Annotated in this window: 10 protein-coding genes; 7 read left to right on the top strand and 3 right to left on the bottom strand. The window is 69.3% G+C overall.

Annotated elements, in window-relative coordinates; all coding sequences use genetic code 11:
- The first annotated feature begins 176 nt into the window (after window positions 1-176).
- Both AB0O36_RS01205 and AB0O36_RS01200 read left to right on the top strand, forming a co-directional pair.
- Entirely contained in the window at window positions 177-1403 is a 1227-nt protein-coding gene (locus AB0O36_RS01205; RefSeq protein ID WP_365102243.1) for an acetyl-CoA C-acyltransferase, read from the top strand.
- Window positions 1400-3538, top strand: coding sequence for a 3-hydroxyacyl-CoA dehydrogenase NAD-binding domain-containing protein (locus AB0O36_RS01200; protein WP_365102240.1), 2139 nt, complete (start codon window positions 1400-1402; stop codon window positions 3536-3538). Before AB0O36_RS01205 ends, AB0O36_RS01200 begins: the two co-directional genes overlap by 4 nt.
- Window positions 3539-3662: 124 nt before the next feature.
- Here the strand turns inward: AB0O36_RS01200 and AB0O36_RS01195 are convergent, their stop codons facing one another.
- Together AB0O36_RS01195 and AB0O36_RS01190 are read right to left on the bottom strand one after the other, a co-directional pair.
- Window positions 3663-5396, bottom strand: coding sequence for a polysialyltransferase family glycosyltransferase (locus AB0O36_RS01195; protein WP_365102237.1), 1734 nt, complete (start codon window positions 5394-5396; stop codon window positions 3663-3665).
- On the bottom strand, window positions 5396-6370 hold the full coding sequence (locus AB0O36_RS01190) for a glycosyltransferase family 2 protein (protein ID WP_365102547.1): 975 nt from the start codon (window positions 6368-6370) through the stop codon (window positions 5396-5398). The genes AB0O36_RS01195 and AB0O36_RS01190 overlap by 1 nt, the downstream gene beginning before the upstream one ends.
- Before the next feature lie 362 nt (window positions 6371-6732).
- Here AB0O36_RS01190 and AB0O36_RS01185 point away from each other — a divergent pair, with 362 nt between their 5' ends.
- The 4 genes from AB0O36_RS01185 to AB0O36_RS01170 are packed head-to-tail and all read left to right on the top strand — an operon-like array spanning window position 6733 to window position 11346.
- The gene (locus AB0O36_RS01185) at window positions 6733-8007 is read left to right on the top strand and encodes a DUF6716 putative glycosyltransferase (protein WP_365102235.1); all 1275 of its coding nucleotides are present in this window, start codon (window positions 6733-6735) and stop codon (window positions 8005-8007) included.
- 56 nt (window positions 8008-8063) lie between these two features.
- Window positions 8064-9269 carry an acylneuraminate cytidylyltransferase gene (locus tag AB0O36_RS01180; protein ID WP_365102232.1) on the top strand — a complete coding sequence of 402 codons (1206 nt, stop codon included), beginning with the start codon at window positions 8064-8066 and terminating at the stop codon, window positions 9267-9269.
- A gap of 3 nt (window positions 9270-9272) precedes the next feature.
- The gene (locus tag AB0O36_RS01175) at window positions 9273-10184 is read left to right on the top strand and encodes an N-acetylneuraminate synthase family protein (RefSeq protein WP_365102229.1); all 912 of its coding nucleotides are present in this window, start codon (window positions 9273-9275) and stop codon (window positions 10182-10184) included.
- A gap of 10 nt (window positions 10185-10194) precedes the next feature.
- Window positions 10195-11346, top strand: a complete 1152-nt coding sequence (locus AB0O36_RS01170) for a hypothetical protein (protein WP_365102226.1) — start codon at window positions 10195-10197, stop codon at window positions 11344-11346.
- A gap of 27 nt (window positions 11347-11373) precedes the next feature.
- On the opposite strand, the gene AB0O36_RS01165 is transcribed toward AB0O36_RS01170, so the two are convergent.
- Window positions 11374-12507: a hypothetical protein gene (locus tag AB0O36_RS01165; RefSeq protein ID WP_365102224.1), complete on the bottom strand. Its 1134-nt coding sequence runs from the start codon at window positions 12505-12507 to the stop codon at window positions 11374-11376.
- A gap of 152 nt (window positions 12508-12659) precedes the next feature.
- On the opposite strand from AB0O36_RS01165, the gene AB0O36_RS01160 reads away from it, so the two are divergent.
- A complete protein-coding gene (locus AB0O36_RS01160; protein WP_365102221.1) occupies window positions 12660-13763 on the top strand; it encodes an LCP family protein in 1104 nt (367 codons plus the stop codon).
- Window positions 13764-13826: the final 63 nt, after the last annotated feature.

The following is a 13826-nucleotide window of genomic DNA, read 5'->3' as shown; positions in this document are numbered from 1 at the left end:
GGCTTCCCCTCCGACGGGCCCGATCCGCCGGGCGCGGAGTGTGACCTTCGCCGCTTGGCGGGCGGGGGGTGTGCACAACAGTTACCCGCAAGTAGCATGGCGGGTGAGCAAGCGCTCAGGAGACTGACGCGCGACGCCACGCAGCAGTGCCATCCCGCACCTGGAGGAGAGCCAACGTGCCTCGTACCGTCAGGGACGTCGTCTTCGTCGACGGCGTCCGCACCCCGTTCGGCAAGGCGGGCCCGAAGGGCATCTACCACGAGACCCGCGCCGACGACCTCGTCGTGAAGGCGATCCGGGAGCTGCTGCGCCGCAACCCGGACCTCGACCCGAAGAAGATCGACGAGGTCGCGATCGCCGCCACCACGCAGATCGGCGACCAGGGTCTGACGCTGGGCCGCACCGCCGGCATCCTCGCGGGCCTGCCGCAGTCCGTTCCGGGCTACTCCATCGACCGCATGTGCGCCGGCGCCCTGACCGCCGTCACCGCGGTCGCGGGCAGCGTCGCCTTCGGTGCGTACGACGTCGCCGTCGCCGGCGGTGTCGAGCACATGGGCCGCCACCCGATGGGCGAGGGCGTCGACCCGAACCCGCGGTTCGTCTCCGAGAAGCTGGTCGACGAGTCCGCCCTGTTCATGGGCATGACCGCGGAGAACCTGCACGACCGCTACCCGACCATCACCAAGCAGCGCGCCGACGAGTACGCCGTGCGCTCGCAGGAGAAGGCCGCCAAGGCGTACGCGGACAACAAGATCCAGCCCGACCTGGTGCCGATCTCCGTCCGCAACACCAACGAGGCCGCGGGCGAGACGGGCTGGGGCCTGGTCACCTCCGACGAGCCGATGCGTCCGGGCACCACCCTGGAGAACCTGGCCGGTCTGAAGACGCCGTTCCGCGTCCACGGCCGTGTCACCGCCGGCAACGCCGCGGGCCTCAACGACGGTGCCACCGCCGCGCTGATCGCCTCCGAGGACTTCGCCCGCGAGAACAACCTCCCGGTCAAGATGCGCCTCGTCTCGTACTCCTTCGCGGGTGTCGAGCCCGAGGTCATGGGCTACGGCCCGATCCCGGCCACCGAGAAGGCCCTCGCCCAGGCCGGCCTGTCCATCGAGGACATAGGCCTGTTCGAGATCAACGAGGCCTTCGCGGTCCAGGTCCTGGCGTTCCTGGAGCACTACGGCATCGCCGACGACGACGCCCGCGTCAACCAGTACGGCGGCGCGATCGCGTTCGGCCACCCGCTGGCCTCCTCCGGCGTCCGCCTGATGACGCAGCTGGCCCGCCAGTTCGAGGAGCAGCCGCACGTCCGCTACGGCCTGACCACCATGTGCGTCGGCTTCGGCATGGGCGCCACGGTCATCTGGGAGAACCCGCACTTCGACACCAAGGGAGACTCCAAGTGAGCACCACCGCTGAGCTCCTGAAGGGCGCGGCCGAGCTGTTCCCGGACGAGGTCGTCACGAGCGCGCACGTCCGTCACCTCGACCTGCCGTTCGGCGCCGGGCGCTTCGCGCTCATCACGCTGGACAACGGCTTCGACCACACCAAGCCGACCACCTTCGGCCCGCAGTCCCTCGCCAACCTGAACGCGGCGATCGACCAGGTCGAGCAGGAGGCCATCGCCGGCACCATCGTCGCCGCGGGCCTGACCGGCAAGCCGTTCATCTTCGCGGTCGGCGCCGACCTCAAGGGCGTCGAGCTGCTGAAGAAGCACGACGAGGCGCTCGCCATCGGCAAGGGCGGCCACGACGTCTTCAAGCGCCTCTCCGCGCTGGCCGTCCCCACCTTCGCGTACTACAACGGCGCGGCGATGGGCGGCGGTGTCGAGGTCGGTCTGCACTGCACCTACCGCACCGTCTCGAAGGCCATCCCGGCCTTCTCGCTGCCCGAGGTCTTCCTCGGCCTGGTTCCGGGCTGGGGCGGCTGCGCCATCCTCCCGAACCTGATCGGTGCGGAGCGCGCGGTCTCGGTGATCATCGAGAACTCGCTGAACCAGAACCGTCAGCTCAAGGGCAAGCAGGTCTTCGAGCTCGGCATCGCCGACGCGATCTTCGAGGGCGCCGACTTCCTGGAGCAGTCCCTGCTCTGGACCGCCCGCGTGCTGACGGGCGAGACCGAGGTCGTGCGCGCCGAGGTCGAGCGCGGCGAGGCCTGGGACGCGGCCGTCGCCAAGGGCCGTACGATCGCGGACTCCAAGGTGCACGGCGCCGCTCCGGCCGCCTACCGCGCGCTGGACATCATCGCCGCGGCCAAGGACGGCGACCTCCAGGCCGGCTTCGACGCCGAGGACGAGGCCCTGGCCGACCTCATCATGGGCGGCGAGCTGCGCTCCGGCATCTACGCCTTCAACCTGGTCCAGAAGCGCGGCAAGCGCCCGGCCGGTGCCCCGGACAAGAGCCTGGCGCGCCCGGTCACCAAGGTCGGCGTGGTCGGCGCGGGCCTGATGGCCTCGCAGCTGGCGCTGCTGTTCCTGCGCCGTCTGGAGGTGCCGGTAGTCCTCACCGACATCGACCAGGAGCGCGTGGACAAGGGCGTGGGCTACGTCCACGCCGAGATCGAGAAGCTGCTGGGCAAGGGCCGGATCAACCAGGACAAGGCCAACCGCCTCAAGGGCCTGGTCTCCGGTGTGCTGGACAAGGCCGAGGGCTTCGCGGACGCGGACTTCATCATCGAGGCCGTGTTCGAGGAGATGTCGGTCAAGCAGAAGGTGTTCGCGGAGGTCGAGGCGGTCGCCCCGGCGCACGCGATCCTCGCCACCAACACCTCCTCGCTGTCGGTGTCGGAGATGGCCTCCAAGCTGCAGCACCCGGAGCGCGTGGTCGGCTTCCACTTCTTCAACCCGGTCGCGGTCCTCCCGCTGCTGGAGATCGTCCGCGGTGAGCAGACCGATGACGCCTCGCTGGCCACGGCCTTCGGCGTCGCCAAGAAGCTGAAGAAGACCGCGGTGCTCACCAAGGACGCCCCGGCGTTCGTCGTGAACCGCATCCTGACCCGCTTCATGGGCGAGATCCAGAACATCATCGACGAGGGCACCCCGGTGGTCACGGCGGAGAAGGCGGTCGAGCCGCTGGGCCTGCCGATGTCCCCGCTGGTCCTGCTGGAGCTCGTCGGCCCGGCCATCGGCCTGCACGTCTCCGAGACCCTGAACCGCGCCTTCCCGGAGCGCTTCACGGTCTCCCCCAACCTGAAGGCCGTCGTCGAGGCCGGCAAGCGCGGCTTCTACGTCTACAAGCCCGAGAACGGCTTCAAGCCGGAGCTGGACCCCGAGGTCGCCGCGCTCCTGAAGCAGGGCGACACCGTGCTGACCGAGGAGCAGGCCCGTGCCCGCGTCCTGGACGCGGTGGCGCAGGAGATCGGTCTGATGCTGGAGGAGGGTGTCGTGGCCGAGGCCCAGGACATCGACCTCTGCCTCATCACCGGTGCGGGCTGGCCCTTCCACCTGGGCGGCATCACCCCGTACCTGGACCGTGAGGGCGTCTCGGAGCGGGTGAACGGCAAGAAGTTCCTCGCCCCCGGCGTCGCGAGCGTCCCGGCGTAACGCGCGCCCCGCGCACGCGGGCACGTACGGCGAAGCCCCTCCGCACCGGGTGCGGAGGGGCTTCGTACGTGCGGGCCGCGTACGCGCGGAACCCGTGAGCGGGCTCCCGCGTACGGTTCGCAGGTCAGCGCCGGCCGAAGCGCTTGCCCTTCAACAGCCGTTCGGCGGCCGGAGAGTTGGGGTTGATCCGCAACGCCTCCTTGCCCGCCAGCTGGCGCAGGTCGGCACCGCGCTTGCCCATCCGGGCCGCCGTCTCGCCGATCCGCAGCCACGTCAGGGCGCGGTCACTGCCGGCGGCCTGGCGGACGGCCTTGTTCAGGAGCTCCTCGGCGGTGTCCACCTCGTTGGTGCGGATCCGCAGCTGGGCCATGCCGATGAGGACGTCGAAGTGCTCGCGCTCGGCGAGCAGTTTGGTGCCGACCTCCAGGGCTCCCGCGTCGTCGCCGTCCTCCAGCAGGGACGCGAACGCCTCCAGCGAGACCTCGTTGACCGGGACGTCGAACTGCATGCCCTGCCGGGAGGGCACGGACCGCATCCGCCGGCCGGCCTTCATCTTCTTCGTCGGCGGACCCGGCAGTTCCAGCTTGTCCCGGGTCTTGTCGTTGAAGTGCATGCCCAGTTCGGGCCGGTCGTTCCACACCTGGACGCAGGACGCGATGTACTGCTCGGCGATCGGCCGGAGGAACGCGTACCGCTTGGGCTGCATACAGAAGCCGACGGTGGAGACGTACGACATGAGCTCGCCGGTGACGTACGCGGCGTCCCCGATCCGGTCCATGCCGGCGCCCGGCGCCTCCAGGTCGGGCAGCAGGGCGTGGGTGATGGTGACCGGGATGCGGTTGCTGTTCTCGTAGGGCCGCATCCGGCGGATGACCTCGAGCGCGCCGATCTGGCCGACGCCGATCCCGTACAGCGACCGGGCGGTGAACAGGCCGGTGGAGAAGCAGCCGATGACGTACCGCGGCTTGAGGTACTCGAACATCGTCTCGGCGAGCACCGGGGCGTCCACGACCAGGAAGTCCACGCCGGCCTGGTGGGCGGCGAGGGCGAGCGTGTCGGCGAGGTTGGACGGGGCGCTCGGGTGCGGCTTGAAGATGACGGAGCGGAAGCCCATGCCCACAGCGGCGTGGAACATGCGCAGGTGGAGCTGCTCCTCCTCTTCCTCGGTGAGGATGTTGAGGGCGGAGAGGTACTGACCCAGCAGGACGGCGGTGTCCTGACCGCGCTGCAGCATGTGCGGGGGGATGGCCGCGTCCAGGAGGGGGCGGCACTCCCGCGTCACCTCGGACATCAGGCCGAGTACGGCCCGGGTGTCCACGGGCTGCGAGGGGATCCGGTACTCCGTCAGGAGCATGGGCACCAGGCGGGGGATGAGGTCCAGGTAGAGGACCCTGGAGATCCGCGCGTGGATGTCCCGGTGCAGGTCGTTGCGGGTCGGGCCGTAGCTCATCACGCCGTCGGCGTAGACGGTGACGATGGCGTCCGAGAAGATCTGGACGAGCGTCTGGGCCGGCTTGACCTGGATGGACTCCACGATGAGCTCCAGCGGGCCGGCCGGGATGCCGATCTTCTGGGCCATGATGGACCGCCAGAGGACCAGGTCTTCGCCCCGCGGTCCCCACATCGAGGGGTGGTACGGGGCGATGAGCTCGTTCCAGTAGACGATCCGGTTGAATCGGGACACCACGGACTGCGCCCCGTGCATGCGGTGGAGCGGAGTGGCGACCTCCGGGATGTCCACGTTGTTGCAGACGAGCAGGATGCGCTCGCGTCCCGGCGGACCGAACTGGCCGGCGTCGATGGCGGCGGCCACCGTCATCGCGCCGTAGAGGGTGGATGCGGCGAAAATCTGGGTCATTACGCGGCCACACCCAGAACCGACGACATCAGCGATCGAATCATCTTCACCCGTCGGGCATCCATTCCGGCCAGTGTGCCCTCCAGGATCTCCTGCGGGAGTTCCACCAGGGCGCGGGCGCTGCGTTCCATCAGCAGGCTGCGCGTGTAGTCGTCATAGGTATCCGCCCGGTCGAGGTGGATACAGGTCATCGCGAGGAGGGTGCGCATCGCCTTGAACGAGAGTTCGTATCCCCGCGGATGGTTCGCGATCTCCTGGAACACCTTCTGATAGCAGACGATGAAATCGAGCTGCCGTTCGTCGGGGATCTTGGTGAGCGAACCCGCGACATCGCGGCGATAGAAGATGCCGTGCAGATCGACCACTCCGAAGGAGCGGGACCGCAGGTGCAGCCGCCACATCCAGTGGCGGTCCTCGGCGGTCCGCAGGGTCTCGTCGAAGTAGAGGCCGTCGAACGACAACAGCCGCTCGCGGTCATAGATACCGGCCCAGACCAGCGGATAGTCGACGATCGACGAGGCGTCGACCGGCAGGATGTAGTCGGCGGGGTCGAGCTGCATCGCCCGTGGAGACACCGGGCACTTGGCTATCTCGCGCTTCTTGCCGAACACCTTGACGTGTCCGGTGCGCAAGAAGTCGACCCCGGACTGGCTCATCCAGCCGACCAGCTGCGCGAGATACCCCGGGCCGTACCAGTCATCGCCGTCCAGGAACGTGACGTAACGCCCGCGAGCGGCCGAAAGTCCCCTGTTCCGGGTGGCCGAGATGCCTATGTTCTGGGGGTTCGCGATCAAGATCGCACCGGGAATGGAAGGCACCATCTGCTGGATGATTTCCAAAGTCCCATCGCTGGAGCAGTCATCCACGATGATGAACTCGAAATCCTCTCGCGCATTCAGTGCCAGAGACTTAAGTGTCGTCCGACAGTAGTCGCGGACATTGCACATGGGAACAATCACCGACAACGTAACCATCAGTAACACTCACCTACTTCCATTCACAGATACACCCCCGTGGGACCTCGCCGGCGCGGACGCCGCGCACAGGTCGGGCCCGCCTACGCGTAAGCCTGCCGGACATCATGTCAGAGGCCCCGGAAGCCACTCCGATTCCAGGGAGTGTGACGTACAACTCCCCACCATGATCGAAAGCTTTCCAAGGCTTGTAAACACCTCCCGACGATGTACAGTGATCCAGACTGCGGGGCAATCCGGTCCAGACTACGGCGCGGAAGCGCTTCGACCGGGGGGCAGTTGGGGGCGGATCGACCGGTTTCGCACACAATGCGCCATTCGAAGCCCTTCGTCCGCTTTCCCACAACGAGCCAGGAGTCCCAGTGCGCATCCACGTACTCGCCGACTCCGACACCCGCTGGAAGTGGGGAGCCGGCCTCGCCATCGGCATGGACCCGGGCGGCCAGGTGCACGCGCACATGCTGCGGGGGCGTTCGACGCCCACCGCGCGCCAGCTCGCCGAGGTGGGGATCACCCCCGCCTCCATTTCCGAGTCCACCCTCCCCGAGTTCGCGTCCGACCCCGCGCTGGACGACGCCGATGTGATCATCCTCGGCACCGTCGGCGGAGCGACCCATGCCGCTTTGCATGCGCTTGCGTACCGCTTCCAGGGACAGTGGCGCCGCCCGATCCTGATGACCGGTTACGTCGGCGTGGTCTACGAGAAGGTGACCGACGGTCTTCTGCTGCGCGGCGGCGCCGATATCGTCCTCGCCAACAGCCCGTACGACGCACGCCGGTTCCGCGAGATCTACGAGCCCCTGGGAATTCCCGGTCCGACGGTCGTGCAGACCGCTCTGCCGTTCCTCGACCACCGGCCGTACGACATGAACCGGACCAATGCCCAGCACGCCTACACGGTGTGTTTCGCGGTACAGCCCTCGGTACCCGGCGACCGAAAAGGCCGTACGTACATGCTGCGCCGCGCCATTGAACATGCGCGGCTGCGCCCGGGGCGCGATGTCCTCATCAAACTCCGCAGCAAACCCGGTGAGGCGACCACCCACGTGGAAACGCACCACTACCAGGTCCTGGCCGAACAGATGGAAGAGCCGCTGCCGCCGAACCTGCATTTCGTCTACGGCAACATGTCGGACACGCTGGACCGCACCGACTTGCTGGTGACGGTGAGTTCGACGGCGGCCCTGGAATCGATGCACCGCGGAATGCCCACGGCCATTCTCAGCGATCTCGGCGTCCGCGAGATCCACGGGAACCACTATTTCGTGGGCTCCGGCTGCGTCACCGACTGGACCGCCATCGACGAGGGCGCGGCCCCGATGGCGCACGAATCCTGGACGCACGACCAGGGAATCCGCGCCCACGATCCGTTCGGCGCGATCCGCGCCCGCATCGCCGAGCTGAAGAGCGGGGCGATGCCGCCGGTCACCCCGTATTACACGGCCGACAGCGCGCCGGATTACGTCGGTTCACTGCTGAGCCGGCGCGGGCTGAACCTCGACGGATCCCCGGGACATCTGCCCGGCCCCCGCTCCAGCAGCGCGATGAAGCGCACCTCGCGGCGGGTCATGAAGGGCGCGTACCAGTTCGGCGTCCAGCGGGTGGCCCCCAAGATCCAACAGTGGGGCGGCGTGTAACCCTTGCCCGAGCCCCTTCGCTCCGTCCTTCACCTTCCCTTTCCTTGGAGAGCTTTGTGAACACGGCCGTCCGGCAGGCCTCGTCCGCCGTCACCGCTGTCATCCCCGCCCGCGGCGGGTCCAAGGGCATCCCCGGCAAGAACATCACGCCGATCGGCGGTGTCCCGCTCGTCGCCCGTGCCGTCCGGGCCTGCCTGGCCGCCGAGCACGTCACCCGCACCGTGGTCTCCACCGACGACCCGGCCATCGCCGCGGTGGCCCGCGCCGCGGGCGCGGAGGTCGTCGACCGCCCGGCCGAGCTCTCCGCCGACCAGTCCTCCAGCGAATCGGCCCTGCTGCACGCCCTGGACACCCTGGAGGAGCGCCACGGCGAGCCCGTCGGGGTCCTCGTGTTCGTCCAGTGCACCAGCCCGTTCATCACCACCGAGGAAGTGGACGAGACGGTCCTGGCCATCACCCGTGACGGCGCCGACTCCGCCTTCACCGCGGTGCCGTTCCACGGCTTCGTCTGGCGCACCTCCCCCGACGGCGCGCCCGCCGGGCACGGCGCCGACGGCGTCAACCACGACAAGGCCTTCCGCCAGCGCCGCCAGGACCGGCACCCCGAATACCTGGAGACCGGCACCGTTTATGCGATGCGCGTAGACGGCTTCCGCGAGCACGGGCACCGCTTCTTCGGCCGTACCCAGCTCGTCCCCACCGCGCCCGAACGGGCCATCGAGCTCGACGAGCCCGGCGACCTGGACCGGGCCCGCGCCCTGGCCCCGCTGCTGGACGCCGCGGACCTCCCGCGCCGCGGCGACGTCGACGCCGTGGTGCTGGACTTCGACGGCACCCAGACCGACGACCGCGTCTGGATCGACGAGACCGGCCGCGAGATGGTCGCCGCCCACCGCGGCGACGGCATGGGCATCGCCCGGCTCCGCAAGGCCGGCATCCCCGTCTTCATCCTGTCCAGCGAGCGCAACCCGGTCGTCGCCGCCCGGGCGCGCAAGCTCGGCGTCGAGGTCGTCCACGGAGTGGAGACCAAGGACGTCGAACTCGCGAAGTGGTACGGCGATGCCGGGATCGACCCCCAGCGCATCGTCTACGTCGGCAACGACGTGAATGACCTCCCCTGCTTCGAGCTCGTCGGCTGGCCCGTCGCCGTGGGCGATGCCCACGGCGCGGTCCGCGAACGCGCTCGTTCTGTCACGTCGGCCCACGGAGGGCACGGCGCCGTGCGAGAAATCGCCGAATGGATCCTTGGAAAGGAACTCTGAACAGTGGTGAACAGCAACCGCATCCGCCAGGTCGGCAACAAGCAGGTGGGCCCGGGGCTGCCCACCTACGTGATCGGTGAGATCGGCATCAACCACAACGGCGACCTGGCCAACGCCATCGCCCTCATAGACGCGGCCGCCGAGGCGGGCTGCGACGCGGTCAAGTTCCAGAAGCGCACCCCGGAGATCTGCACCCCGCGCGACCAGTGGGACATCGAGCGCGACACCCCCTGGGGCCGGATGACCTACATCGACTACCGCCACCGCGTGGAGTTCGGCGAGGACGAGTACCGCGCCATCGACGAGCACTGCAAGAAGCGCGGCATCGACTGGTTCGCCTCCCCGTGGGACACCGAGGCCGTCATCTTCCTGGAGAAGTTCGACGTCCCCTGCCACAAGGTCGCCTCGGCCTCCCTGACGGACGACGAGCTGCTGATCGCCCTGCGCGCCACCGGCAAGCCGGTCATCCTGTCCACCGGCATGTCCACCCCGGAGCAGATCCGCCACGCGGTCGAGGTCCTGGGCAGCGAGAACACCATCCTGCTGCACGCCACCTCCACCTACCCGGCCGTGACCGGCGAGCTGAACCTGCGCGTCATCCACGCGCTGGAGGCCGCGTACCCGAACGTCCCGGTCGGCTACTCCGGCCACGAGATCGGCCTGCAGACCACCGTCGCCGCCGTCGCCATGGGCGCCTGCGTCGTCGAGCGCCACATCACCCTGGACCGTGCCATGTGGGGCTCGGACCAGGCCGCTTCCGTCGAGCCGGGCGGTCTGCAGCGCCTGGTCCGTGACATCCGTGTCATCGAGGAGGCCAAGGGCGACGGCGTCAAGAAGGTCTACGAGTCCGAGCTCGGCCCGATGAAGAAGCTCCGCCGCGTCCAGGGCACCGTCGCCGCGGCCGCGGGGGAATGACGACCCGTCGATGACCGAGACCCTCGCCCTGGTGGAGAGCCCTGCTCAACTGCTCAACGTTCTGGAGTGGGCACATGTCCACCCGGGCGAGGCGTCCTCGCTCAGCATCGCCATCCTGCAGCCGACGGACCGTCACTCCCGTGAACAGGTCCGCAGGCTGTGCAAGTTCGCGTCCCAGGCCAAGCTGGTCTGGCGGCGCTACGAGGTGCGGTCCGGCTCGGTGAGCCGGGCCCGCACCCTGCTCCGCCTGGGCCGGTCCGTGTCCAACGCCGGCCGCCTGGTGATCGGCGACCTGTTCTCACGGACCGTCCAGGCGCTGCTGCCGTTCTCCAAGGCGCACGAGGTGGTCGTCGTCGACGACGGCACCGCCACCACCGAACTGGTCACCCTGCTGACGCAGGGCCAGCAGCTGAGCCGCTGGCACCAGGGCGACACGTCGAAGAAGGCGGACGGCAAGGGCTCTTCGGTCGGCCGCTGGCTGGCCCGGGACACCCTGGAGCGGTTCACGCTGTTCACCTGCATGCCGGTGGCCCCGCCGCCGGGCGCCGTGGTGGTGCCCAACGAGTACCGGTGGATCCGGGACACCTTCGGCCCGGTGCAGGTCCGCGGCGGCGCCGACCTGGCCGGCACCTCGCTGGTCGAGACCGGCATCATCGACCAGCACCGCTACCTGGAGGCGATCACCTGGATCGCCCGGTCCCGCGGCGCCTGGCGCTACCTCGCGCACCGCCGCGAAAGCCCCGAGAAACTCCGGGAGATCGCCGACGCGACCGGGATGGAGATCGTCCACCCCGAGCTGCCCATGGAGGTCATGGCCCGGGTGGAGCCCATCGGGCACACCGTGCTGACCTTCGCCTCCACCATCGCCTACACGCTGCCGATCGTGCTGCAGGGATCCCCGGTGCGGGTGGAGCTCTGCGAGATCGACGACGCCTGGATCACCGAGGGCACGGCGGCCCGTTCGGTGGACTTCCTGCGCAAGATCTCCTCGCTGGCGGTGGACCGCCACGGGCTGTCGAAGGTCCCCCCGCAGTCGCGCGGCGCGCGTCCTCCCCTGCACCTGCCGGGGCCTCCGGCCCCGCCGGCCCATCCGGGAGCACCGCACATGCTGCCCGGGATCCCGGGCCAGCACAGCCCGTACGGCTCCCGCGAAGCGTACTGACCGAGCGGGTCCCGCTCCGTACGTGACTCAGAAACGCATCCAACGGCCCAGCGACAGGCCCATGTTGTCCTTCTGGCGGGTCACCAGCAGCTCACCCGCGGTGCTGATGCAGGCGATCACGATCCTGCCCTGGGCGTCGACGGTGAGGCCGGGCGTGCCCACCGACGCCTCGCCGGTCTCGGCCCACCACAGGCCCGCCGTCTCGTTCTCGGTCGGGTACGCGGCCAGGGCCGTGCGGCCGCCGGCGCCGCGGAAGGCGAGGATCGTGCAGTCGTAGCCGTCGACGTAGGCCCGGGTGCCGGCGACCGCGCCGTGGGCGGCGGGTCCGCCGCCGAGCGCCATCACGCCGACTCCGGCCCGGTAGGCGATGACACCGCTGCCGTCGACCGCGTGCCAGAACCAGGTGACCCGGTCCTGCGCGGTCTCCACGGCGCCGGCGGAACCGGGCTGCCCGAGGAAGGGCAGGTCCTCCGCCTTGGCCGCCGGGCCCTTGCCCGGTTCGGACTGGGACCACAGGCTGACCCGCTTCTCGGCGGGTGCCAGGAGCTGGACGCGGCCGCCGAAGGTCGAGAACGCGGTGGCTCCGTCAAGGGTGCCGCTGCCCTTGATGTCGGCCCACTTGGTCCACTTGCCCTTGCCGTCCTGGTTGCGGGAGTGGACGCCCTTGCCGAAGTTCCGTACGAACACGTGCAGTCCGCCGTTGACGTCGACGGCGGCGGTCGGGACGCCCGCGGTGCGGGCCATGTCCTCGTTCTGGTAGAGGGGGCCGAGGGAGGCCCAGGGGCCCAGCGGACGCCCCGTCTGGTACTGCAGGGCATGGTGGAAGGTGATCCGCTCCACGCCGTCCACGACCTGTCGGCGGCGGCCGACGAAGTGCACGTAGCCGTCCTGGCCCTGGGCCAGGGTGAGGTGCGTCAGATCGGGAGCCGGGAAGAACTCGGGGCCGGTCCACTCGGGGCCGCCGGGCACCGTCTCGGTCCAGCGGACCAGTCCGCCGTGGGCCACCGCGTAGGCGGTCAGCCGGCCGTCCTTGCCCGTGACCAGCCAGGAACCGGTGACCGGCCCCAGCGCTGCGGCGCCACCGTCGCCGACGGGGGTCTCTTCCGGTCTCGGGGCGCGGGCCGACTGCTTGGGGGACCTGCGCGCGGATCGCGTAGCCATGAACCGAAAGCAGCCTTCCCACTTCATCATTCGAACGAAGTGAGCATACCCCGGCGCCTTCTCCGCTCAAGAGTGCGTTTATGTTATAGGCCGCGTGACTTCTCTCATCAGTTCGGAAGTCTCATCAGTGCGGAAGGGCACGGTCCCCGGGAATGACTGCTGACACTCAAGACAGGACGACGACTCCGCCGCCGGGCGGTCGCGCCGCCCGGCGCCGGAGTGCCCCCCGCACCCGGACCCGGGGGCAGAAGATCCGCCGGGCCCTGCTGTGGACCCTGGCCGTCGTCCTGGTGGCCCTCGGTGGCGGTGGATGGTGGATGTACAGCCACCTCAACGGCAACATCGACAGCGTCGACCTCGACAAGGCGATCGGCGACAACCGCCCCCAGAAGGTGGTCGAGGGCGCCCAGAACGTCCTGGTGATCGGCTCCGACTCGCGCGCCGGGGAGAACTCCGACCTCGACGGCGGGAGCAAGGTGGCGGGCGCCCGCTCGGACACCACGCTGCTGATCCACATACCCGAGGGGCGCGCCAAGGCGACCGCGGTGAGCATCCCGCGCGACACCCTCATCAACCGTCCCGACTGCAAGGACGAGGACGGCAAGAGCATCCCGGGCCAGAAGCGGGCCATGATGAACAGCGTCTACACCACGGGCGGCCCGGCCTGTGTGGTGAACACGGTGGAGCAGATGTCCGGGGTCCGCGTGGACCACTTCGTCGAGGTGGACTTCGCCGGCTTCAAGGGCCTGGTGGACGCCCTCGGCGGGGTCACCGTCAAGCTGGACAAGCCCATCAACGGGTCCAAGGGCGGCATCAAGCTGGACGCCGGCGAGCACCGCCTCGACGGCACCCAGTCGCTGAAGTTCGTCCGCACCCGCAAGGGTTACGCCGACGGCAGCGACCTCGGCCGCATCGGTCTGCAGCAGAAGTTCATGACCGCGATGCTGTCCGAGATCAAGAAGCAGGACGCCCTGGGCAACCCGGCGCGGCTCTACAAGCTGGCCGACGCCGGCACCAAGTCGCTGACCACCGACTCCGATCTGGCCTCGCTCACCAAGCTCTCCGACTTCGCCAAGAGCATGAAGGGCGTCGACCCGGAGACGATGGAGACCATCATGCTCCCGGTGGCCTACGACAAGATCGACCCGAACCGGGTGGTTGCGGCCGAGCCGAACGCCACCCACCTCTGGGAGGCCGTGCGCAACGACCAGCCGATCCCGGCCGACGCCAAGAAGTCCCCCGCCAAGGCGGGCTGACCGCCGCTCCGGTGGACGGGCGCCGGGCGGCCGGACCCCCTGTGGGGTCCGGCCGCCCGGCGC

The organism is Streptomyces sp. NPDC089799 (assembly GCF_040684755.1).
GTDB lineage: Bacteria > Actinomycetota > Actinomycetes > Streptomycetales > Streptomycetaceae > Streptomyces.
The sequence above is the reverse complement of the archived record's forward strand: the minus strand, read 5'-3'. Positions and strand labels throughout refer to the sequence as shown.